Source organism: Tsuneonella sp. HG094, assembly GCF_053819285.1.
Window position 1 is genome coordinate 2,509,611 of record NZ_JBSORA010000001.1, and the last position, 20,877, is coordinate 2,530,487.

Annotated in this window: 22 protein-coding genes; 10 read left to right on the forward strand and 12 right to left on the reverse strand. The window is 67.1% G+C overall.

Annotated features, from left to right (window positions below):
- Positions 1-4 precede the first annotated feature (4 nt).
- The 3 genes from ACWPMX_RS12480 to ACWPMX_RS12490 are packed head-to-tail and all read left to right on the forward strand — an operon-like array spanning position 5 to position 2,906.
- Positions 5-943 (forward strand): sterol desaturase family protein, encoded by a 939-nt coding sequence (locus ACWPMX_RS12480; protein WP_455700320.1) that lies wholly within the window; start codon positions 5-7, stop codon positions 941-943.
- A 24-nt stretch (positions 944-967) separates the two neighbouring features.
- The gene (locus tag ACWPMX_RS12485; RefSeq protein WP_455700321.1) at positions 968-2,554 is read left to right on the forward strand and encodes a GMC family oxidoreductase; all 1,587 of its coding nucleotides are present in this window, start codon (positions 968-970) and stop codon (positions 2,552-2,554) included.
- Positions 2,544-2,906 carry a YkvA family protein gene (locus tag ACWPMX_RS12490; protein WP_455700322.1) on the forward strand — a complete coding sequence of 121 codons (363 nt, stop codon included), beginning with the start codon at positions 2,544-2,546 and terminating at the stop codon, positions 2,904-2,906. Before ACWPMX_RS12485 ends, ACWPMX_RS12490 begins: the two co-directional genes overlap by 11 nt.
- A 7-nt stretch (positions 2,907-2,913) precedes the next feature.
- Here the strand turns inward: ACWPMX_RS12490 and ACWPMX_RS12495 are convergent, their stop codons facing one another.
- The 6 genes from ACWPMX_RS12495 to ACWPMX_RS12520 form a co-directional block, all read right to left on the reverse strand.
- Positions 2,914-5,658 (reverse strand): TonB-dependent receptor plug domain-containing protein, encoded by a 2,745-nt coding sequence (locus ACWPMX_RS12495; protein WP_455700323.1) that lies wholly within the window; start codon positions 5,656-5,658, stop codon positions 2,914-2,916.
- Positions 5,659-5,897: 239 nt separating this feature from the next.
- A complete protein-coding gene (locus tag ACWPMX_RS12500; protein WP_455700785.1) occupies positions 5,898-7,358 on the reverse strand; it encodes an ammonium transporter in 1,461 nt (486 codons plus the stop codon).
- Positions 7,359-7,420: 62 nt separating this feature from the next.
- Positions 7,421-7,759 (reverse strand): P-II family nitrogen regulator, encoded by a 339-nt coding sequence (locus ACWPMX_RS12505; protein ID WP_455700324.1) that lies wholly within the window; start codon positions 7,757-7,759, stop codon positions 7,421-7,423.
- 167 nt (positions 7,760-7,926) lie between these two features.
- Complete coding sequence (locus tag ACWPMX_RS12510) at positions 7,927-8,622, reverse strand: endonuclease/exonuclease/phosphatase family protein (RefSeq protein ID WP_455700325.1); 696 nt, start codon at positions 8,620-8,622, stop codon at positions 7,927-7,929.
- Positions 8,623-8,641: 19 nt separating this feature from the next.
- Positions 8,642-9,238, reverse strand: a complete 597-nt coding sequence (locus ACWPMX_RS12515; protein ID WP_455700326.1) for a pyridoxamine 5'-phosphate oxidase family protein — start codon at positions 9,236-9,238, stop codon at positions 8,642-8,644.
- A gap of 2 nt (positions 9,239-9,240) precedes the next feature.
- Positions 9,241-10,815, reverse strand: coding sequence for a helicase HerA-like domain-containing protein (locus tag ACWPMX_RS12520; RefSeq protein ID WP_455700327.1), 1,575 nt, complete (start codon positions 10,813-10,815; stop codon positions 9,241-9,243).
- A 102-nt stretch (positions 10,816-10,917) separates the two neighbouring features.
- Here ACWPMX_RS12520 and pabB point away from each other — a divergent pair, with 102 nt between their 5' ends.
- The 7 genes from pabB (at position 10,918) to ribA (ending at position 17,310) form a co-directional block, all read left to right on the forward strand.
- Complete coding sequence (gene pabB / locus ACWPMX_RS12525) at positions 10,918-12,708, forward strand: aminodeoxychorismate synthase component I (RefSeq protein ID WP_455700328.1); 1,791 nt, start codon at positions 10,918-10,920, stop codon at positions 12,706-12,708.
- Positions 12,705-13,355, forward strand: coding sequence for an RluA family pseudouridine synthase (locus tag ACWPMX_RS12530; RefSeq protein ID WP_455700329.1), 651 nt, complete (start codon positions 12,705-12,707; stop codon positions 13,353-13,355). Before pabB ends, ACWPMX_RS12530 begins: the two co-directional genes overlap by 4 nt.
- A complete protein-coding gene (arfB, locus tag ACWPMX_RS12535; protein ID WP_455700330.1) occupies positions 13,348-13,761 on the forward strand; it encodes an alternative ribosome rescue aminoacyl-tRNA hydrolase ArfB in 414 nt (137 codons plus the stop codon). The genes ACWPMX_RS12530 and arfB overlap by 8 nt, the downstream gene beginning before the upstream one ends.
- A gap of 142 nt (positions 13,762-13,903) precedes the next feature.
- Complete coding sequence (gene rpmG, locus ACWPMX_RS12540) at positions 13,904-14,071, forward strand: 50S ribosomal protein L33 (protein ID WP_160611214.1); 168 nt, start codon at positions 13,904-13,906, stop codon at positions 14,069-14,071.
- A 337-nt stretch (positions 14,072-14,408) separates the two neighbouring features.
- The gene (locus ACWPMX_RS12545) at positions 14,409-15,074 is read left to right on the forward strand and encodes a LolA family protein (RefSeq protein WP_455700331.1); all 666 of its coding nucleotides are present in this window, start codon (positions 14,409-14,411) and stop codon (positions 15,072-15,074) included.
- A 380-nt stretch (positions 15,075-15,454) separates the two neighbouring features.
- Positions 15,455-16,240, forward strand: coding sequence for an exodeoxyribonuclease III (locus ACWPMX_RS12550; protein ID WP_455700332.1), 786 nt, complete (start codon positions 15,455-15,457; stop codon positions 16,238-16,240).
- 5 nt (positions 16,241-16,245) lie between these two features.
- On the forward strand, positions 16,246-17,310 hold the full coding sequence (gene ribA, locus ACWPMX_RS12555; protein ID WP_455700333.1) for a GTP cyclohydrolase II: 1,065 nt from the start codon (positions 16,246-16,248) through the stop codon (positions 17,308-17,310).
- Here ribA and asd read toward each other — a convergent pair.
- The 6 genes from asd to ACWPMX_RS12585 all read right to left on the reverse strand — a co-directional run bounded on the left by asd (position 17,307) and on the right by ACWPMX_RS12585 (position 20,873).
- Positions 17,307-18,143, reverse strand: a complete 837-nt coding sequence (asd, locus tag ACWPMX_RS12560) for an archaetidylserine decarboxylase (RefSeq protein ID WP_455700334.1) — start codon at positions 18,141-18,143, stop codon at positions 17,307-17,309. The two genes, ribA and asd, sit on opposite strands and share 4 nt — an antisense overlap.
- Before the next feature lie 31 nt (positions 18,144-18,174).
- Positions 18,175-18,438 carry a DksA/TraR family C4-type zinc finger protein gene (locus ACWPMX_RS12565; protein ID WP_455700335.1) on the reverse strand — a complete coding sequence of 88 codons (264 nt, stop codon included), beginning with the start codon at positions 18,436-18,438 and terminating at the stop codon, positions 18,175-18,177.
- A gap of 49 nt (positions 18,439-18,487) precedes the next feature.
- The gene (locus tag ACWPMX_RS12570; protein WP_455700336.1) at positions 18,488-19,474 is read right to left on the reverse strand and encodes a right-handed parallel beta-helix repeat-containing protein; all 987 of its coding nucleotides are present in this window, start codon (positions 19,472-19,474) and stop codon (positions 18,488-18,490) included.
- A gap of 35 nt (positions 19,475-19,509) precedes the next feature.
- Positions 19,510-20,271 (reverse strand): hypothetical protein, encoded by a 762-nt coding sequence (locus ACWPMX_RS12575; RefSeq protein WP_455700337.1) that lies wholly within the window; start codon positions 20,269-20,271, stop codon positions 19,510-19,512.
- A 79-nt stretch (positions 20,272-20,350) separates the two neighbouring features.
- Positions 20,351-20,668 carry a hypothetical protein gene (locus ACWPMX_RS12580; protein ID WP_455700338.1) on the reverse strand — a complete coding sequence of 106 codons (318 nt, stop codon included), beginning with the start codon at positions 20,666-20,668 and terminating at the stop codon, positions 20,351-20,353.
- On the reverse strand, positions 20,661-20,873 hold the full coding sequence (locus ACWPMX_RS12585) for a toxin-antitoxin system HicB family antitoxin (RefSeq protein ID WP_455700339.1): 213 nt from the start codon (positions 20,871-20,873) through the stop codon (positions 20,661-20,663). Before ACWPMX_RS12585 ends, ACWPMX_RS12580 begins: the two co-directional genes overlap by 8 nt.
- Positions 20,874-20,877: the final 4 nt, after the last annotated feature.

The following is a 20,877-nucleotide window of genomic DNA, read 5'->3' on the forward strand; positions in this document are numbered from 1 at the left end:
TGCGATGCCCGATTTCTCGCCCGTCGATTATGCCGTGCCCGGCTTCGTCCTCCTCGTCCTGATCGAGATGATCTGGGCGTGGCGGCTGCGCAAGGACGCCTACGAGCCGCGTGATACGCTAACCAGCCTGGCCTTCGGACTAGGCAGCACCGTGGCGGGCCTGCTGACCGGCGGGCTGTTCCTCGCGCTGTTCCTGTGGACCTGGCAATTCCGCTTGTTCGACTTCGGCCCGGAATGGTGGACGGTTTGGTGGGCGTGGCCGCTGTGCTTCGTGCTCGACGACCTCGCGTACTACTGGATCCACCGCTTCGGGCACCGGACGCGGTGGTTCTGGGCGAGCCACGTCAACCACCACTCAAGCCAGCATTACAACCTGTCGACCGCGCTGCGGCAGACGTGGACTGGGTTCTTGACGCTGGGCTTCGCGTTCAAGCTGCCGCTGGTGCTGCTCGGCTTCCACCCGGTGATGATCGCGATCTGCGGTGGGTTCAACCTGATCTACCAGTTCTGGATCCACACCGAGTCGATCGGCAAGATGCCCCGCTGGTTCGAGGCGGTTATGAACACGCCGAGCCATCACCGCGTTCATCACGCCACCAACCCGCGCTACCTCGACCGCAATTATGCAGGCGTGTTCATCGTCTGGGACCGGATGTTCGGCACCTTCGAGGAAGAGCGCCCCGACGAAGAGCGCATCCGGTATGGCATCGTGAAGCAGCTCGGCACGTTCAACCTGCTCTATTCCGTATTCCACGAATGGATCGGCATCGCGCAGGACATGTGGCGCGCGCCGTGGCGGCACAAGCTGTCGTACCTGCTGCGCGAGCCCGGCTGGACCCACGACGGCAGCCGCGAGACGAGCGACATGATCCGCGCGCGCTGGCGCGAGCGGCAAAAGGTTGCGCCCGAAAACCCGATTGCCGGACCGCGCGAGGCTGCCTAACCTTCCCGCTTCGGGAGAGGGCTAGTGGACGAATTCGACGTTATCGTGATCGGCGCGGGCAGCGCAGGCAGCGCGGCCGCCGGGCGGCTAGCGGAGGCGGGCCGCAGCGTCTGCCTGCTCGAGGCGGGCGGGCGCAACGAACACGCCTTCACCCGCACGCCCGGCCTGCTCGCGATGATGCCCGACCGCAGCATGTTTCGTTACGATACCGAGCCGATGGAGGGCCTCGGCGGGCGGATCGGTTACCAGCCGCGCGGGCGCGGCCTCGGCGGGTCGAGCGCGGTCAACGGCATGGTCTATATCCGCGGCAATCCGTGGGATTACGACAACTGGGCTGAACTCGGTTGCACCGGCTGGACGTGGGACGATGTGCTGCCCGTGTTCAAGCGGCAGGAAGACAACGCTCGCGGCGCGGATGCCTGGCACGGCGCAGGCGGCCCGCTTCATGTCAACGAGCAGATCAGCCCCAGCCATGTCGCCCAAGCCTTCGTCGATGCCGCGGCGGAGATGCAGCTTCCGCGCAACGACGACTTCAACGGGCATAGGCAGGAAGGCTTCGGCCTGTACCAGGTGACCCAGTCGAATGGCGAGCGCTGGTCGTCCGCCCGCGCGTTTATCGATCCAGTTGCGGACAAACCCAATCTTGACGTGCGGACCGGTGTCGTAATCGAGCGGATCGAGGTCGCCGACGGGCGCGCGAGCGGAGTCGTCGTACGCAAGGGCCGCTCGACCGAAACGATCCGCGCGCGGGGCGGCGTGATCCTGAGCGCGGGCGCATTCGGATCGCCGCAGATCCTGATGCTCTCGGGCATCGGACCGGGCGAGGAGCTCGGTCGCCACGGCATTGCCGTCACGCTCGACCGGCAGGCGGTTGGCGCGGATCTGCAGGACCATTGCGACTTCCTGACGAGTTACGTCCTCGACGATACCAGCCTGTTCGGCAGCTCGATCAAGGGAGTCTGGGCGCTCGCGAAGGCGTTCGTCGAGCATCGCCGCCACCGGACCGGAATGCTCACCACGAACTTCGCCGAGAGCGGCGGGTTCGTGACGATCGAGCCCGATGCGCCTTGTCCCGACATCCAGTACCACTTCATCCGCGCGATCATCCAGAACCATGGCCGCGACCGGCTGCGCGAGCACGGCTTCTCGCTCCACGCCTGCGTGCTACGCCCGCACAGTCGCGGTTGGGTACGACTGAACAGCGCCGATCCCACCGCCGCGCCCGCGATCAATCCCAACTTCCTGTCCGACCGGCGCGACATGGAGCTGCTGATGAAGGGCTCGCGGCTGATGGCGCGGATCGCCGATGCACCGAGTTTCCGCAAGCTCGGCGCGAAGGATCGCAACCCGATCGACTACGAGGACGACGCCGCACTAGAAGCGCGCATCCGCGAGGTCAGCGACACCATCTACCACCCGGTCGGCACTTGCCGCATGGGCGGGGACGATGACAGCGTGGTCGACACGCAGCTTCGCGTGCGCGGTGTCGACGGGCTGTGGGTCGCCGATGCATCGATCATGCCGCGGCTCGTCTCGGGCAATACCAACGCGCCCAGCATCATGATCGGTGATCGGTGCGCGGAATTCGTGAAGAGCGCGCTTGCAGCTTAGGGACCGCGCGAAGGCGCTCAAGCGCGAGGCGCTGACCCTGTGGGTCGCCGCGCGCGACCCCCGTACCCCGCTCGTGGCAAAGCTGCTGGCGGGGGCCGTCGCCGCCTATGCGTTCAGCCCGGTCGACCTCATCCCCGATTTCATTCCGGTACTGGGCCTGCTCGACGACCTCGTGATCGTGCCGCTGGGGATCTGGGCGGTCCTGCGGCTGATGCCCGCCCCGCTCCTCGCCGAATACCGTGCCACCGGAGCCGCGCTCGCCGAACGCCCGGTTTCGCGACCGGCGGCAGCGGTCATCGCAGGCCTATGGCTCGCGGCCGTAGCCGCGAGCGCATGGTGGTTGTTCGTCTGACCAAAGGTCAGAACTTGGCGTTGGCCCGGACGTACCAGCTGCCGCCGTTAAAGCCGAAGGGCGAGCGTTCGCCGTACTGCGCGCCGACGATCCCGCCCCACGGATTGACCGTCGGGTAAGTGTCAAACAGGTTCTGCGCGCCGACCGCCAGTTCGATACCGTCGATGACTTCGTAGCCAAGTTCGGCATCCACGGTGACCTTCGACTTCGCGAAGATCGGCAACGTATCGTCCTCGAGGTGAGCCTCGAAGTACTTGCCGAAGTAATTCGCGCGCAACAGCCCGCGCAACCGGCCCTGCTCATGGGTCAGGGTGAAGAAGCCCTTCCAACGTGGCAGGCCTTCCTCGAGCTGCCGGATACGCGTGCTGGCCAGCGTCGCCCCCGCATCGGTGACCTTGGTTTTGGTGTAGTTGACCGCCAGCGTCGCTCGCGTCGAACCGCCGTCGATCATCTCAAACCTGGTGTTCGCCACGAAGTCGACACCCTGCGTGCGGGTGTCGAAGTCGTTGTTGAAGAACGAGAATGCCGTCAAGTCTTCGAAGCCGGTGAAGTCTGCCCGGTCGATCTCGCCCGCGTTGGCGAGCTGGGTCAGGAGCTGCGCGGTCGGCGGGGTGAACGTGGACGTGCAATTGTTCGCCACCCCCTCGCGCCGCGCAAGGTAGCACAGCGCCAGCGGGAAGTTGATCGACGAAGACCGCGAGATGCGGTCCTTGAGCTTGATATTGAAGTAGTCGATCGTGACCGTGAAGTTGCCCAAATCGCCCGCGAGACCGGCGGTGAAGCTTTTCGATTTCTCGGGCCCGAGGGTCGGGCGGGTCCCGCCGAGGCCGCCGCTCGTCACGGGCGCCGCGATGTAGTCTGCGGCGATGATGCCGGCCGGGCTGAACAGCGGAAACGTGCCTTCATCCTGCAGCGCGCCGTTCGAAAACTGCGTGGTCACGTTGATGACATTGGCCTGCCCGGCGGTCGGCACGTGGAAGCCGGTCGAGTAGGTGCTGCGCACCCGTAGCGCATCGCTCAGCTTGTAGAGGCCGCCGACCTTCCAGGTGGTCGTGTTGCCGAAGCTCTTGGTATCTTCGTAGCGGACCGCGGCCTGCAGGGTCAGCGCATCGATCAGGTCGGCTTCGATATCGAGGTAAGCCGCCTTGTTGTCTTCCTTCCATGAGCCGGCCGAGTTGGTAGCGAAGCCGGGGAAACCGTTCGAGCTGGTCGAGAAACCCTGACCGAACGGATAGGCGGTGGTCGGCTGCGCGAGCGGACCCAGCGCGAACGATTCGGCCTGTCCCGCGACGATGGTGAACTCCTCGTCGCGATATTCGCCGCCGGCGGCGATGTAGACGCTGCCCGAACCGACCGGCAGCTCGTAACCGAGGCCGAGGTTGGCGACGTTTTCGGTCTGGCGATAGCCGCCGGGATAGAACTCGGTCGGCGAATTCGGCCCGAGCGAGGCGTTGACGGTATTACGGATCAGGAAATCCGCCTTGTTGCGCCCGTGGCGGAAGCTGACGTCGAAATCGAGCGCTTCGAACAGCTTGCCGCGCAGGCCCACAGCGCCCGAATAATCGGTCACGTCGCCGCCGAAGCGAGGAGTGAAGCCACCGGGAAATTGCTCGTAAAACGAGAAGCAGTTCGCGCTGGCCGTGACGGCAGCGAGTACCGTCGGATTGGGCAGCAGGCCGCCACCCTGCGTCAGCGGGATGCCCGCCGGGCAATCGCCGGCGGTGGTGTTCGTCAGGTCGCCCACGAGGATCGATGGCACGGCGTTGGGCGCGCTCGATGCGAAGCCGGTGACCGGATCGACGAGCGGGCCTGCGTAGACCCCGCCGCGGTTGGTCGGGTTGCGAAAGAAGAAGCCGCCATCGACGTTTCGGCTGGCGTAGTTGCCGAACGCATAGAGCTTGATGTCGTCGGTCAGGTCCAATCCCGCGTTGGCGTAGAGCTTCAGGTCGTCGTTGACGTTCGGCTGGCCCCAGACCTGCGCCGGATCGGCAACGGCGGTATTGCCTGCGGCGATCAGTGCAGCTGCATCGTCGCGCTGGATCGAGCGGTCGGTGGCGTTCGATTCGCCGTATTCGGCACTCAGGTTGACGAAGCCGCGATCCCCCAGCGGAAGGCCGATGTTCGCGCCTAGCTGGTAGTTCTCGCCGTCGCCCTTGTAGGTCTGGCCGTATTTCGCAGTCAGTTCGATTCCGTCGGGGCTATCCTTGAGGATGAAGTTGAGAACTCCCGCGATCGCGTCGGAGCCGTATTGCGAAGAGGCACCGTCGCGCAGGACTTCGAGCTGCTTGATCGCGATCGAGGGAATGACCGAGACGTCGGGCCCTTGCGAACCGTCCGAGATACCGCCGCCGAGGAATGCGATCACCGCGGCGCGATGCATGCGCTTGCCGTTGACGAGGACGAGCGTGTTGTCGGGCGAGAGCCCGCGCAGGTTGGCGGGGCGGACGAGCGTCGCCGCGTCGGAGATCGGCTGGGTGCTGACGTTGTACGACGGAACCGAGATGCGAATGGCGTCGCCGATGTCGTTCGGCGCCTGGCTGGTGAGCTCGGCGCCGCTGACGACATCGACCGGGGCGACCGTGTCCGCGGCCGAGCGGTCGGCCTGGCGGGTGCCGGTCACGATGATGGGCGGTGCATCCTCGTCAGCGGTGGCGGCGTCCTGCGCGGCCGCGGGAACACAAGTCCCGGCGATGGCCACGCTCGAAAGCAGTATGAGGCGAAGACTGCGTGCAGTCGCAAGCGAACGATTCATGACCGAAACCTCCCTTTGACCCGGATCGAAAGTTCCTCCCGTCGGCCTCCTCGCGCAATTCTCATGTTGATGTTTGGCAATTTTCGATGAGCCCGTGTGACTGTCCTGCAACAACGAAAAAGGGGCCGGAAGCGGCTGGCTTCCGGCCCTCGATAGGCGGTGTTCGCAGGAGGAACATCGGATGGCGGGACCGAGGAATAGGAGAGGAGTGCCCCGATCCCGCCAAACTCGGAAAGAGATTACATGTTGTAGGCACGCTCCCCGTGTTCGCGGATGTCGAGACCTTCGGTTTCGACGTCGGCGGAGGGGCGCAGCCCGATGGTATACTTGAGGCCGAGGAACAGGATCGCCGAAACGACGCCGGTCCACAGCACCGTGGTGCCGACGGCCCAGATCTGGGTCATCACCTGGCCGGCAAGGTCGAACTCGCCCGCAGTGGCAACCGGCGCGGTGTAGTCGATCCAGCCCTGGCCGCCCCAAGCGGGGTTGGCAACGAAGCCGGTGCCGATCGCGCCGACGATACCGCCGACCGCGTGGATGCCGAAGACGTCCAGGCTGTCGTCGTACTTCATCTTGTTCTTCACCGTGGTGACGAAGAAGAAGCAAACGATCGAGGCGACCGCGCCGAGCAGGATCGCGGTGCCGGGGTGGGCAAAGCCCGCCGCCGGAGTGATCGCGACCAGACCGGCAACCACGCCCGAAGCCGCGCCGAGGAGCGACGGCTTCTTGTGGATGATCTGCTCGATGATAGCCCAGGTCGCACCCGCCGCGGCGGTGGCGGTGAAGGTGTTGATGAAGGCGAGGGCGCCGAAAGCGTTGGCTTCGAGGCCGGAACCTGCGTTGAACCCGAACCAACCGATCCACAGCAGCGATGCGCCGATCATCGTCATCACCAGGCTGTGCGGTGGCATGGGCTCGCTCTTGTAGCCGATGCGCGGTCCGATCACGAGACAGCCGACGAGACCGGCGACGCCTGCGTTGATGTGGACCACCGTGCCGCCCGCGAAGTCGAGCGCGCCCCAGCCCCACAGCAGACCCATGTCGGTCGGCGCGGCGTGGAGGAAGTCAGGACCGGCCCAGTACCAGACCATGTGCGCGATCGGGAAATAGGCGAGCGTCAGCCACAGCACCGTGAAGATGATCAACGGCGTGAACTTGATGCGTTCCGCGAAGGCACCCACGATGAGCGCGGGCGTGATGCACGCGAAGGTCATCTGGAAGATCACGAAGACGTATTCCGGCAGGTAGACCCCGTTCGAGAACGTCGCCGCGAAGGTAGACGGGCTCACCCCGGCAAGGAACGCCTTGTCGAGACCGCCGACGATGGTCGGCCACGGCGTACCGGTCGAAGTGAAGGCCATCGAGTAGCCCCAGCTGAACCACACCAGCGCCGCGACGCAGACGATGGTGAGGACCTGCATGAGGACCGACAGCATGTTCTTGGCGCGTACGAGGCCGCCGTAGAAGAGCGCCAGCGCCGGGATCGACATGAGCAGGACGAGCGCGGATGCGACGAGCATCCACGCGACGTCGCCCTTGTTGACCATTTCGGCGGTCGGCACGAACGCGGCCGGAGCCGCCTCGGCAGCCGGCGCGACTACTGCCGCGGCAGCTTCGGTCGCAACGGCGGCGGCGTCGGTGGCGGCGGCGGTCGCCGTGGCGGCGGCCTCCTGGGCGAAGGCAGCGGTCGCGGCGAGCATCGAGCCCCCGATGGCGACCGCGCCGGTAACGAGTTTGCGGATCATCTGATTACCCCTCAGTTTCAGAGCGCGGTGTCACCGGACTCACCGGTCCGGATGCGCGTGGCGGAGGCGAGGTCGAGGACGAAGATCTTCCCGTCGCCGATCGATTCGGTGCGGGCGACCTGCTGGATCGTTTCGACCACCTGCGGCGCGACGGCGTCGCTCGCGGCAATTTCGAGCTTCACCTTGGGCAGCATGTTGGTGGAGTATTCCGCCCCGCGGTAGATTTCGGTCTGGCCCTTCTGTCGGCCGAACCCCTTGACCTCGGTCACGGTCATGCCGGCAATCCCGATGGCCGAGAGTGCTTCGCGCACCTCGTCGAGTTTGAATGGCTTGATCACGGCGATGATGAATTTCATCGATGCCCCCTCGTTAGCCGCCGGACGATCCCCGGCTTCGCATATGCAGCAAGAGGCGTGCCAGCCGCGATGGCGGAAACAAAATCAGTAATTTGCGATCGAGGGCGCCCCATTCCCCGGCAGTGGGATCAATGGCGGGTGCTTAATTCTTGATCACGTGGTCGAAACTAGGGCAGCTCAAGCTTCGCCCAGACGGGCAAGTGGTCCGATGCGACCACGGCAGTCGCGCTGTGATGGACCCCGCTGGCCACCACCTTCCACTCGGGCGAGATAACAATCCGGTCGAGGTGCGCCACCGGCTGGCGGCTCGGAAAGGTGCGGCCGGGCGCCAGCGCGTGCCAGCCGTCGCCGAACTCGCGCATTGCGCCGGTGACCATCCCCCACTGGTTGAAGTCGCCCATCAGCACGGCCGGACAAGGATGCTCGCAATCGCCGACATGCGACAGGATCGCGCGGATTTGGTCGCGGCGACGCAAGCCCGAAAGGTCGAGATGCATCCCCACCGCTCGCACGCGCGTTCCCTCGACAGCAAAGTCCCCCCGCACCGCCCCGCGCGGCTCGAGCCGCGGAAGGGCCACTGCGTGGGCCTCGAGTGGATCGAACTTGCGCCGCACGAGCAGGGCATTCCCGTGCCAGCCGAGGCTCGTCGCACCGCGCGCCACCGGCAGTGCCTTCCAGGGCGTGTCGTCGAGCGCCGCCCGGTCGATCACGCTATCGCGAGTGCCGAAGCGCCGGTCGCATTCCTGCAGCGCGATGACGTCGGCATCGATCTCGCGCAGCACCGTGAGCACGCGGTCGGGATCGCGCCGCCCGTCGGTGCCGACGGCCTTGTGGATGTTGTAGCTGGCGAAAGTGAGTTGCACGCGGGGTTCGGAACGCGCCTCAGTGGCGAACGGTCCCGGCGACCGGCTCGCCCGCGATGTAGCGGTCGGTCGGCCGGGTCGGCAGTCCGTCGATGCTGCGGGTGCGCCCGGCGAACTTCTCTTCCCACGCCGCCGGATCGGCCTGTGCATGGTATTTCACCAGCGTCGCGCGATCCTTTTCGTAATCCATCAGCGGAACGCCCCAGCCGCAGCTCGTTTGTACGCTCTCGACTGCGATGTCGAAAATCTGGCGAGTACCGGGCAGCAAGGCGAAATGCGTCGCGAGCTCGTCCCACCCGGCATCCTGCGGCAGAACCGGTCGCCCGCGACCGTAGATGCGCAGGATCAGCGCGGGCTGGCGGAAGTTGCACAGCATCAGCGTGATCCGCCCCGGATCGGCCTGCTCGGCGACGAGGTGCGCGTGCGTCTCGTTGCCCGATCCGCCGAGGTCGAGGTAGGCGACCCGGCTGGGCGAAAGCACCTTGAGCGTATCCTCCAGGCCCTTCGGGCTCAGGTTCACCCGCCCGTCCGCCGCCGCGGTCGCGACGAAATAGACCGGCTGCGCCGCGATCATCGCGATATGGTCGTCGGTCAGGCTGTCGGTGAATTCGGCCATCGCTAACGCATCAGTCCGCCGATGAGGTTGCGCACGAACCGCCCGACATAGGGCCCGGCCAAGTCGGTCGCGATCGAGCCCACCGCCGAGCTGGTCGCGGTCTTGATCGGGCTGGCGCGCGACTTCTTGCCGAGGATCGCCCCTGCCGCAATCGACGCGCCCGAGCCCAGCGCCGCGCCGGCGGCCCGCTTCGCCGCCTTGCCCCAAATACTGGTGTGCTTGCGTTCGCGCTTGCCGACTTCCTCGACGCTGGTGTCCTCGACCTCGACCGCGGTCGCGGCGGCGTCGGCTGCCTTCTGGGCCAGCACTTCCTCGGCGCTCTCGCGGTCGATCCGCTCGTCGTACTTGCCCGAGAACGGGCTGATCGACTGGATGATCGCGCGCTCCTTGGCGTCGATCGGGCCGAGGCGGCTCCGCGGGGGCTTGATCAAGGTGCGCTGCACGACCGAAGGCGCGCCGTCCTCCATCAGCGTCGAGACCAGAGCCTCGCCGGTCCTGAGCTCGGTGATAGCCTCCTCGACATCGAGCTTGGGATTGATGCGGAAGGTCTCGGCTGCCGCCTTGATCGCCTTCTGGTCGCGCGGAGTGAATGCCCGCAGTGCGTGCTGGACGCGGTTGCCGAGCTGCCCGGCGACCTCCTCGGGAATGTCGATCGGGTTCTGCGTCACGAAATAGACGCCCACGCCCTTGGAGCGGATCAGGCGCACGACCTGCTCGATCTTGTCCTGCAGTGCGCCCGGCGCATCGTCGAAAAGCAGGTGCGCTTCGTCGAAGAAGAACACCAGTTTCGGCTTCTCGGGATCGCCGACCTCGGGCAGCACCTCGAACAGCTCGGCGAGCAGCCAGAGCAGGAATGTCGCGTAAAGCTTGGGGCTGCGCATCAACTGGTCCGCCGCCAGCACGTTGATGATTCCGCGTCCCTTCTCATCGGTGCGGATGAAATCGGCGATCTCGAGCGCCGGCTCGCCGAAGAACTGCGCTCCGCCCTGGCTGTCGAGGCTGAGCACCTGCCGCTGGATCGTACCGACCGATGGCTTGGTGACGTTACCGTAGCGGGCAGACAGCGAACTCGCATTCTCGCTGGTGTGCGCGAGCATCGCCTGCAGGTCTTCGAGGTCGATCAGCAGCAGGCCCTGCTCGTCGGCGAAGCGGAAGACGATGTCGAGCACGCCCTGCTGGGTGTCGTTGAGATCGAGCAACCGGCCGAGCAGCAACGGCCCCATTTCCGAGATCGTCGTGCGGATCGGGTGCCCCTTTTCCCCGTAGAGGTCCCAGAATACCGCCGGATTGTCCGAATAGACGTAGTCCTCGATCCCGAGGTCCTTCGCCCGCTGTTCGAGGCTGGCAGCGTGCTTGAAAGCGGGCGAGCCGGGCATCGAAATGCCCGCCAGATCGCCCTTCACGTCGGCAACGAACACCGGCACGCCCTCGGCGGAGAAACTTTCGGCGAGGCCCTGCAGCGTCACCGTCTTGCCGGTTCCGGTCGCCCCGGCGATCAGGCCGTGGCGGTTGGCCCGGCCGAGTTCGAGGTATTGCTTCTCGCCGTTGTCGGCGAGGCCGATGTAGATCTGGCCCACTGCGCCCAATACTCCCGTTGCCTGTGGCAGGCGGTGTCGCAACGCACGCCGATGCGGTCAAGCGCCCTCGACAGGAAAGGCGAAGGCGCTAAGGCAGCGGAGATGGCCGGGCGCACCCCATTCGTATTGCTCGACGATGCCCGGACCGACGGCGCCGCGCCCGCGCACCTGTTCGAAGCGCCACGGGCGATCTTCGTCGCCCATCGGCCCGAAGAGGTCGCCGCCACGCTCGCCGCCGCCGATGCCGCGCGGGCCGAAGGCGGCACGCTGGCCGGATACCTCGCCTACGAGGCCGGGCTGGCGCTAGAACCGAAGCTGGCTCCGCTCGCCGCCGCCCGCACCGGAGCGGGCGGCCCACTCGTCTGGCTCGGGCTGTTCGATGAGGAAACGGTCCTCGCCCCGGACGAGGTCGCCGGCTGGCTCGCGGAGCGCGGAGGCGGTTCCGCCAGCCTGGGCCCCCTGACGCCGCAGGTTTCGGCCGGTGCCTACGACGAGGCCTTCGCCGCGCTGCAGGAAGCGATCCGCGCGGGCGACATCTACCAGGCCAACCTCACCTTTCCGCTCGCGGGCAGCTTCCGCGGCGACCCGCTTGCACTCTACGCTGCGCTGCGCGGCGATGCGGCGAGCGGCTATGGCGGGGTGGTGTTCGACGGGCAGCACTGGCTGCTGAGCCTGTCGCCGGAACTCTTCGTCAGCCTGAAGCGCGGCGAGGCCAAGGCCAAGCCGATGAAGGGCACGCGTCCGCGCGCAGCAGACGAAGCGGCCGATCGCGCGCTGGCCGAGGAGCTCGCGACCTCGGAAAAGGACCGCGCCGAAAACCTGATGATCGTCGACCTGATGCGCAACGACCTGTCGCGCGTCGCCGAGGCTGGATCGGTCTGGGTCGAAACTCCCTTCGCGGTCGAGAGCTACCCTACGGTCCACCAGATGGTGTCGACGATCCGCGCCCGCCTCGCCGACGGCAAGGGCGCGATGGACCTCGTCCGGGCGCTGTTCCCTTGCGGTTCGATCACCGGCGCGCCCAAGATCCGCGCGATGGAACTGATCGGCGAGGTAGAGCGCGATGCGCGCGGTCCCTATTGCGGCGCGATCGGACGGGTCGGGGCGAACGGCGATGCCGCTTTCAACGTCGCGATCCGAACGCTGCGGCTGACCGAGATCGAGAACGCGCACGGCAGTGCGGTGCTCGGCGTCGGCTCGGCGATCGTCGCCGACAGCGAGCCGCTCGCCGAATGGCGCGAAAGCCACCTGAAGTCCGGGTTCGCCCAGCGCTCCGCCGCCGGGTTCGACCTGATCGAGGCGATGCGCTTCGATCCCGAGGAAGGAATCGCGCTCCTCGAACTCCACCTCGAACGCATGAAAGCGAGCGCCGAAACCCTCGGCTTCGCGTTCGACCGCCATGCCGCGCGCAACCGCATCCAGGCGCTGTGCTTCGAACTGGAGGCGCCCGCGAAAATCCGCCTGCTGCTCGGCCGGAGCGGCGCAACCGCGCTCGAGGCACAGCCGCTTGGAGCGGTGCCAGACATGACCACCTGCATCGCGCTGCCCTTGCCGGTCGACGCAGGCGACCTGCGCCTCGCCCACAAGACCACCGACCGCTGGTTCTACGACGCCGGAAACGATGCCGCGCGCGATGCGGGTGCCGGCACGGCGGTATTCGTGACCGACGAGGGTCTGGTGACCGAGGGTATGACTGCCAACGTATTCGTGGAGCGCGACGGCGCGTTGCTGACACCGCCGGCTTCACTCGGCCTGCTGCCCGGCATCCTGCGCCGCTCCCTGATCGACAGCGGCGCAGCGCACGAGGCCGCGCTCACGCTCGACGACCTCGCGGACGGCTTCCTCCTCGGCAACGCGGTGCGCGGACTGATGGCGGCGAGGCTCCTACCATGATCCCCATCCTCTACGAAGACGGCGAGGCGCTGGTGATCGACAAGCCTGCCGGACTGCCGATCGAGCGGCCGCGAGCAGGCGGGCGTTCGCTCGGGGACCACCTCGCCGAATTGCGGCTGGGCTTCCAGCGCGACCCGGTCGCGGTCCACCGGCTCGATACCGATACCAGCGGTTGCCTGCTGCTCGCGCGCAATCCCAAGGTGCTCGCCCGCTTCAACCGCGCGTTCGAGGATCGCGTAGTCGAGAAACGCTATCTCGGGATTGTCGCGGGCGCGGTGGCGGAAGACGCTGGCACCATCGCGCTGTCGCTGAGCAAGATCAGCTCGGCGGAAAAAGGCTGGCGGATGATCCCGGCGAAGAAGGGCAAGCCCGCGGTCACCCACTGGCGCAAGCTCGACGTGCAGGGCGGCCTGACCCTGGTCGAGTTCCGCCCGGAGACCGGTCGCACGCACCAGATTCGCGTTCACGCGGCGTCGGGCCTCGGTATCCCACTGCTCGGTGACCCGGTTTACGGCCGCAAGGGCGGTGCACCGCGCACGATGCTCCATGCCGCCGACCTCGTCGTTCCGCGCGAAGCGAAGCCACCGATCAGTGCGCACGCGCCGTTGCCGGCCGATTTCGCGGCGCTCGGCTTCGCGGATGAATGAGGCAGACGAGGCCGTCGCGCGGGCGATGGGCCTGGTGCAGGAGAGTTTCATCGCCGCCTCGGGACCGGGCGGGCAGAACGTCAACAAGGTGGCGACCGCCGCGCAGCTTCGGCTCGACGTCTATGCCTTGCGCTTGCAGCCGCAGGTGTTCGCCCGGCTCAAGACCGCTGCCGGCAGCCGGATGACCGCTGCGGGCGAGATCGTCCTTACCGCCCGCCGTTTCCGCACGCAGGAGGCGAATCGGGCCGACGGGCGCGAACGGCTCGAGGCGATGATTCGCGGCGCGTTCGACGCGCCTGCGAAGCGCGCCAAAAGTCGCCTCAACCGGGTGGGCAAGGAAGCCCGCATCAAGGAAAAGAAGTCGCGCGGCACGGTGAAGGCCAATCGCGGCAGGGTGGAGTGGTAGCGGGCGCGCGGCCGGGTTGACTTTCGTCGCCCTTTGGACCAATGGCCGCCCCCGACGGGCGGTGCGCGTGCGCCGCCCTTGGTATTTGTGGCCCTCGGTCTTCATCGAGAATTGGGGCCCGTCAGAGAATCAGGAATTTGCCATGGCGAAGCCCGCAACCGTCAAGATCCGGCTGGTCTCGACCGCCGACACCGGCTTCTTCTACGTGACGAAGAAGAACCCGCGCAACCACACCGAGAAGTTCACCTTCCGCAAGTACGATCCGGTTGCCCGGAAGCACGTCGAATTCAAGGAAGCCAAGATCAAGTAAGCGGGTCGGGCTCCGGCGATCGGCATGGGGCATGACGGAGCCGAAATCGGCTCAGTGCGAGAAGCGAGGAAGGAGCGATGGAATTCCATCGTGACTGACGAGCGACGCTGCAATGGGCCGATTGCGGCCCGCCGCTTCGCGGTCGCCTTTCAAGCCCCGCGGGCGTCGTCGCAGCTCTCGTCCGGGACAGCCAGCCCGAACTTCGAGCCACTTCTATCCCGCGAGGCTTGAAAGGCGATCCTGCCCCATGTCGACCGCTGGAGCCCGACCCATCCTGAACCGCCGGAACCGTCAGGGTTCAGTGGTGGTTCAACGCTCCGCAACCATTTACCGGAGCATGCATACCTTGAAGAATCTATCTCGTTACCCCGTGCGCGCCGCAATTGCCGGCGCTCTCGCCGTTGGTGCGCCCGCCGCGCTGTTGACGCTTCCTGCCGCGCCGGTCGCGGCGCAGTCGAGCAGCCAGCTCGACGAAGCGGTGGCCGCCCTGCGCGGCATTTCGACGATGAAGGCGAACTTCACCCAGACCGATCGCAAGGGCCAGACGCTCTCGGGCGAGCTGACGCTCAAGCGCCCCGGCAAGATCCGCTTTCAGTACGGCAAGGGCGCCGACATGCTCGTCGTGTCGAACGGCAAGTCGCTCTACCTTGTCGACTATGAGGTAAAGCAGGTCCAGCGCTGGCCGATCTCGAATTCGCCGCTCGGCGCGCTGCTCGACCCCACCCGCGATGTGAAGCGGTTCGGCAAGCTGGTACCGGTCGCGGGCAACAACGTCGTCGGTGTCGAAGTGCGCGATCCGAAGAAGCCGGAGTTCGGCGTGATCACGCTCGTCTTCGTGCGCAACGCCTCGGCTCCGGGCGGCTTGCAGCTCACGAGCTGGGTGGCTCTCGATTCGCAGAACGGCCGCACGACCGTGCGCCTGTCGAACCAGCGCTACGGCATGGCGGTGGCTGACAGCGCATTCAGTTTCACCGATCCGCGCCGCTCGGCTGGTCGCCGCTAGGGACCGGTTCGCCGGACCACCGTGCGCTCCCCGCGACGAGTGGAATCACGGTGTTCATGCAGGTGAAAGCCACGGCGGCGTAAACCCTGTCTCGCGGGACGGTTTGAGGCGGGTTTCCCCCCTGTTGCCCGACCTCTCAAGAGGCCGCCCGCAAGCGTGACGAACGCTCAGAACGAAACCCTCGCGCCAATGCCCCCGGCGCGGGGGTTTTTTCCTTTCTTGTTACGTCCTCAGGCGCCGGCACAGGCCGTCCGGCCTGTTTGGCTTTCCTCGCATAAGCTCGGGCGCGCGTTCGCGCTTGCGGTCCGCTGGTCGCGGACCGTCTCTTGCGAAACGACCCTCCGGCTTGCGGCGCGCGGTTCCGCTGCTATCCGCGAGCGATGGTTTCGATTGCCACCTGGAACATCAACTCGGTGCGCTTGCGGCTGCCGCAGGTCGAGCGCGTGTTGCGTGAGCAGGCCCCCGACGTGCTGTGCCTGCAGGAGATCAAGTGCCAAGAGCACCAGTTCCCGGCGCAGGCGCTGGCCGATCTCGGCTACGTCTACCAGGCAGTCCACGGTCAGAAGGGTTATCACGGCGTCGCCACCGTGAGCCGCCTTCCGTTCCGCGAACACCACCGTCACGACTGGCAGGACAACGGCGAGGCACGGCACGTTGCGGTCGAGCTCGAGGGATCGGGCCTGGTGGTCGACAACGTCTATATCCCCGCAGGCGGCGACATACCCGATCGCGAAGCGAACCCCAAGTTCGGGCAGAAGCTCGATTTCCTCGAGCGGATGACGCGCTGGGCCGACGCGCTGGACCGGCCGACGCTGCTGGTGGGGGACTTCAATGTCGCCCCGCTCGAATCCGACGTCTACGACCACAAGGCGCTGCTCAAGGTCGTGAGCCATACGCCCGTCGAGGTCGAGGCGCTCGGCCGCCTGACCGACGCGCACGGCTGGGTCGATCTCGGCCGCCGGTTCATCCCCGCGCCGGAACGCAATTATTCGTGGTGGTCGTACCGCAGCTACTGGCGGCAGAAGGACCAGGGGCGGCGGCTCGACCACATGTGGGCCAGCCCCGAGCTCGCCCCGCAGGCGTTGAGCCACCGCTTCGTCGAGGAGACCCGGCGGTGGGATGCGCCGAGCGACCACGTGCCGTTGATAACGGAGTTCGCGCTCTGAGCGCCTTGCCGTCCCCTTCGTCTGGCCGCCGCGCCGCGCAGGCGATCGACGCACTGCGCCATGGCTGGCCGATTGCGATCGAGGGTGGCTCGGTCCTGCTCCCCGCCGAAACCGCCTTCGCGCCGGGCGCAACCGCCCAGCGAATGCTGATCGGCGCGGCGCGGGCCGAAACGCTCAAGCTCGCCAACCAGCGCGAGGCAGCGGTCCCGCATGCGCCGGTGTTGTTGCGCGGGGCCCACCCGTTCGATCTTTCCGCCGCGCGCGCGGTGGCCGATCCCGCGCTCGACCTCGTCAATCCGATGAAGGGTCCTTTCCGCGCCGAGCCGCTCGACTGGGCCGAGGGGGCCGCAGCCGCGCTGGAGCTGGCGCGCATCGCTGGCATCCTTCCTGCGTTCCTCGTCGATCCAGAGAATGCGGGCGAGCCCGTGACCGTCGCCCCGACGGACCTCGCGGCCTTCGTCGATCCTGCGCGACTCGTCGTCGCGGCGCGCGCGCACCTGCCAGTGGCGGCGGGCGAGGACTGCGAGATCGTCGCATTCCGCGCGCCCGACGACCTGCGCGAGCACGTCGCGCTCGTCTTCGGCCAACCCTCCAGCGATCGCCCGCCGCTGGTGCGGCTACACTCCGAATGCCTCACCGGCGACGTGCTCGGTAGCCTCAAGTGCGACTGCGGCCCGCAGCTCGATGCAGCACTCCACGCCGCGGAACAAGAAGCCCGGCAAGGCGGCTGGGGCGTCGTGCTCTACTTGCGGCAGGAGGGCCGTGGGATCGGCCTCGTCAACAAGCTGCGCGCTTACCGCTTGCAGGACGAAGGCTTCGACACCATCGATGCCAATCGCCGACTCGGCCTGCCCGACGAGGCGCGCGATTTCCCGGTGGCGGTGCGGATGCTCCGGCTGCTCGGGACGAACGCCGTGAAACTGATGACCAACAACCCAGACAAGGTCGCGGCGCTCGAAGCGGCGGGGATCGCGGTGACCGAGCGGGTGCCGCACCGACTGCCAGACAACCCGCACAACGCCCGCTACCTCGCCACCAAGCGCGACCGGTCGGGTCACCTGCTGCCCTAAAGACGCCGCGCGATCGCCTGGCCCATGCGCAGCGTGCTTCCCGGCTGTAGGTCAGACTGCCAGTCGATCTTTCCCGGCTCGAACAGTAGGACCACCGTCGAGCCGAGATAGAACCGGCCCATCTCGTCGCCCGCCGAGAGGTCGATGCCGCTTCCCGGCTGCTCGATCACGGCGTGGCCGTGCGGTTGGACGCGCCCGCCCCACACGGTTTCGATTCCGGCGACGATCATCGCCCCGACCATCACGCTGGCGAAGTGTCCCAGTTCGCCGTCGAACAGGCAGGCCAGCCGTTCGTTGCGGGCGAACAGCCGCTCCACTCCCTCGGCGGTGACCGCGTTGACGGAGAACAGGTCGCCCGGGACGTAGCGTGTGCATTGCAGGGTTCCCGATGCCGGCATGTGAACGCGGTGATAGTCTTTGGGCGAGAGGTAGATCGTGATAAACCGGCCGCCCTCGAACCGCGCGGCATCGCTCGCGTCGCCGCCGAGCAGCTCTGCCACCGAATAATCGCGTCCCTTGGCCTGCACGATCCGCCCGCCGGTCACCGCGCCGAGCTGGCTTACCGCGCCGTCGGCCGGGCTCAGCACGAATTCGGCCGCGTCGGCGAGCGGCCGCGCACCGGGCTTGAGCGCGCGGGTGAAGAAGGCGTTGAACGTGGGATAGGCGCTCGCAGGGTCCGCAGCCTCGCTCATGTCGACGTCGTATGCGTCAATGAAGCGCTTGATCAGACGGTTTTTGAGCCACGGTGTCGTACTGTCTGCAATGCGACCGGCAATCTTCGACAGGCCGTGCTGGGGCGCAAAGTGCTGCGCGCGGATGAAGGCGGAACTCATGGCTGCGCGATGGGAGGACTGAGCGCGTTCGTCAACGCAGCTGGCTGTCCTTGCTGCCGCGCCGGTTGATGAGGCTGTGGCGCACCTGTCCGTCGCGCTCGCCCTGGCAGGCGACGCAGGTCCGCACGCCCGGGACGGCTTCGCGCCTGCGAGGCGGAATGGCCTCGCCGCAATCGTCGCAGAATTCGGCGCTCTCGCCGCTGGGCGTGCGGGCGCGGGCTGCCGCGACCGCGTCTTTGACGGTGTCGTCGATCTGGTCCTGCACCGCGCCATCGCGGGTCCATCCACCGGCCATGTCGCGCTCCTCGCCCGTTCAACCCCGCGCGGGTGTAGCAGGTTCCGCGCTAGCGTTCCTCGTAGAGCTTGATACCGGTCCCGAGCGCATTATCGCCGACAGCGAGCTTGTCGCGCGACCAGTTCGCCACGAACACGCTCGACCGCCGCACACCCGGCGCAAAGCGCGCATCGTTGCCCGCGATCACAAGGCCGGTGGCCGGGTGGAGCTGGTCTTCCGCCGCGACCGCGACGAAGGCCGAGTAATTTTCCTTGTCGCGGCCCTGCACGAACCAGTTGTTGGTGATCTGGCCGACCGATCCGGCGGGAAGATCGATCATGTAGTTGGTCGCGCGACCAGCCGAATCGTCGAAGCTCGACGCCGCGATCTCGACCTGCCGGGAGCGTGACTTGACGTAGTGGCCGCCGGTCCCGCGCTCGAAACGGCTGCGGGTCACGCGCAGGCGGCCGTAGTTGCCGATGTAGATCGAATGCGCGCAGCCGGCGGAATTCTCGCAGTTGCCGAGGCCCGCGAAAGTGCTCTTGTCGATGACGATCGTGCCGTTCGGGTCGTCGTGGGTGAGGATGCCCTGCTCGCTGTCGAGGAACCAGCTTTGCGCCACCACGAGGTCGCCCTGCTCGAGCCGGATGCCCGCACCGTTGCGATCGGGCACCGCCATGCCGCGGAACACGAGGCCCGAGAGGCGCGCGCTGCGACCGCGCAGCACCAGCGCCGCCTTGCCTTCGCACGTCGCGCCGTCGAACACCGCCTTGCCCGCTTCGGCGGCGACGATGGTCAGGTCGCCCGCTTCCTGCACGGCGCACTGGCGATAGGTGCCGGATGCGACCGAGATGGTCCCGCTGCCGCCGCCGATCGCGTCGATCGCCTGCTGCAACGAGGAAAAGCCGCGACCGCTCTCGACCAGCGTGAACGGAGTGTCTGTCTGCGCTTGCGCCAGCACCGCCGCGACCGGGATTGCGGACACCGCGAGCGCGGCCAGAACGCAGACCAGCTTGAGCGAAGGGCGGGCCGGACAATTGCGCGCGAGGCTATCCATGCCGCCCGGGGTAACCAATCAAGGTTAACGGACCGTCAACTCCTTGCGCGGCGGCTCCTGCCGAACGGGCTCGCCAGCTCCGCACTGCGGCGTCCGCGCGACTTGGCTTTCTTGCGGTAGCTGGTTTCCTGGATCTGCGGGCCGTTCTCGAACAGGAAGGCGGTCACCGCGTCGACGAGACCCGGCGAGACGGCGCTACCCGCCCCTTCCTCGCGCAAGGTGCCGTCCATCGCGAGGATCATCGTGTGGGTAGCGCCGGGATTGGCGGCGCGAATGGCCGCCCCGTCGGCAAAACCGGCCTGAGGATCGCGCCCGGCGCTGACGACCAGCAGCGGCAGCGCACCCTTCCCGGCTGATCGGGACAGCGCCAGTGCGCCCTTGCCCGCCCTGGCCGGTGCCGCGACGAGGATCACGCCGCACAGGTTCTGCGTCCGTCCGGTGGCGGCGACCGCGGCCCGGCCACCCTTGCCATGGCCCAGCAGCCAGACACATTCGCCGCCGGTCGCACGCTGCGTGGCGGCGGACCAGGCGGGCAGATCGGCGGCCTTTTCGATTCGCACGCTGCCGAAACCGCGATCGCCCAGCGCCGCGGCCAGCGCCGCCAGCGCGTCGTTCTCCTCGGCGGTGGCCTTCTTGCCGGGCACGATCAGGACGGTCGCGGCAAACGGGACCGGCCGGATCAGCGTGGCCGATTGCTCGCCCAGGCCTTTCGGCAGCGTGAGTTCGTCCGCGCTCGCCGGCGCGGGCATCAGAGACAAGGCAGCGGCCATGGCCGCCACGCGCAGCACAATTCGCATATCGACAGACCCCCCGGTCCCACGATCAGGGGGAAGGTCTCACAAGTCTGCTTTCGATTCAATGACCGGCTTTGCGCGGTCAGCGCCGGGTGCGGTTCCGGTCCCGCTCGCGCTTGATCTCGAGCAGCTCGCGCATGTCGACGACCTCGCTGCGGGCCTTCATCCAGCGAACGCCAAGGATCACCCACGTCAGCATCGCGGCAGTGTAGAGCGCGATGGCGATCGCAACGCTTGTGCCGTCTTCGACCTGCGACATGGCATAGATGAACGCGCCGACGACCGGGGCGAGCGACAGCAGCCAGACGAACGTCGCGCGATAGCCGGCTGCATTCCGCGGAACGATGCGAAAGCCGAAGCCGCTTTTGTAGAGAATGAAAGGCTTGTCTTCGTCACGCATCCGCTTCGCCCTCCTTCGGCGGACGTCCCCGGCGGGGCTTGCCGCTGCCGTGCACCGCGAGACCGCGGACTTCGAGCGCCTCGCGCAGCAGCATTTCGATCTGGGCGTTGGCACTGCGCAGTTCGGCCGACGCCAGCCGCTCGACCGCGGCATGAACTGCCGGATCGAGACGGAGGGCGAAGGCCTTTTTCTGCGAACCGCTCATGCCG

What these genes read in the sequence shown, in the direction of transcription:
- ACWPMX_RS12515 (WP_455700326.1), bottom strand. Translation starts at nt 9,238, where the DNA reads ATGGCCGAATTCACCGACAGCCTGACCGACGACCATATCGCGATGATC.
- ACWPMX_RS12580 (WP_455700338.1), bottom strand. Translation starts at nt 20,668, where the DNA reads ATGCGTGACGAAGACAAGCCTTTCATTCTCTACAAAAGCGGCTTCGGC.
- ACWPMX_RS12500 (WP_455700785.1), bottom strand. Translation starts at nt 7,358, where the DNA reads ATGCTCGCCGCGACCGCTGCCTTCGCCCAGGAGGCCGCCGCCACGGCG.
- ACWPMX_RS12565 (WP_455700335.1), bottom strand. Translation starts at nt 18,438, where the DNA reads ATGGCCGGTGGATGGACCCGCGATGGCGCGGTGCAGGACCAGATCGAC.
- ACWPMX_RS12530 (WP_455700329.1), top strand. Translation starts at nt 12,705, where the DNA reads ATGATCCCCATCCTCTACGAAGACGGCGAGGCGCTGGTGATCGACAAG.
- ACWPMX_RS12495 (WP_455700323.1), bottom strand. Translation starts at nt 5,658, where the DNA reads ATGAATCGTTCGCTTGCGACTGCACGCAGTCTTCGCCTCATACTGCTT.
- ACWPMX_RS12550 (WP_455700332.1), top strand. Translation starts at nt 15,455, where the DNA reads ATGGTTTCGATTGCCACCTGGAACATCAACTCGGTGCGCTTGCGGCTG.
- ACWPMX_RS12570 (WP_455700336.1), bottom strand. Translation starts at nt 19,474, where the DNA reads ATGGATAGCCTCGCGCGCAATTGTCCGGCCCGCCCTTCGCTCAAGCTG.
- ACWPMX_RS12480 (WP_455700320.1), top strand. Translation starts at nt 5, where the DNA reads ATGCCCGATTTCTCGCCCGTCGATTATGCCGTGCCCGGCTTCGTCCTC.
- arfB (WP_455700330.1), top strand. Translation starts at nt 13,348, where the DNA reads ATGAATGAGGCAGACGAGGCCGTCGCGCGGGCGATGGGCCTGGTGCAG.
- pabB (WP_455700328.1), top strand. Translation starts at nt 10,918, where the DNA reads ATGGCCGGGCGCACCCCATTCGTATTGCTCGACGATGCCCGGACCGAC.
- ACWPMX_RS12575 (WP_455700337.1), bottom strand. Translation starts at nt 20,271, where the DNA reads ATGCGAATTGTGCTGCGCGTGGCGGCCATGGCCGCTGCCTTGTCTCTG.
- rpmG (WP_160611214.1), top strand. Translation starts at nt 13,904, where the DNA reads ATGGCGAAGCCCGCAACCGTCAAGATCCGGCTGGTCTCGACCGCCGAC.
- asd (WP_455700334.1), bottom strand. Translation starts at nt 18,143, where the DNA reads ATGAGTTCCGCCTTCATCCGCGCGCAGCACTTTGCGCCCCAGCACGGC.
- ACWPMX_RS12545 (WP_455700331.1), top strand. Translation starts at nt 14,409, where the DNA reads ATGCATACCTTGAAGAATCTATCTCGTTACCCCGTGCGCGCCGCAATT.
- ACWPMX_RS12585 (WP_455700339.1), bottom strand. Translation starts at nt 20,873, where the DNA reads ATGAGCGGTTCGCAGAAAAAGGCCTTCGCCCTCCGTCTCGATCCGGCA.
- ACWPMX_RS12505 (WP_455700324.1), bottom strand. Translation starts at nt 7,759, where the DNA reads ATGAAATTCATCATCGCCGTGATCAAGCCATTCAAACTCGACGAGGTG.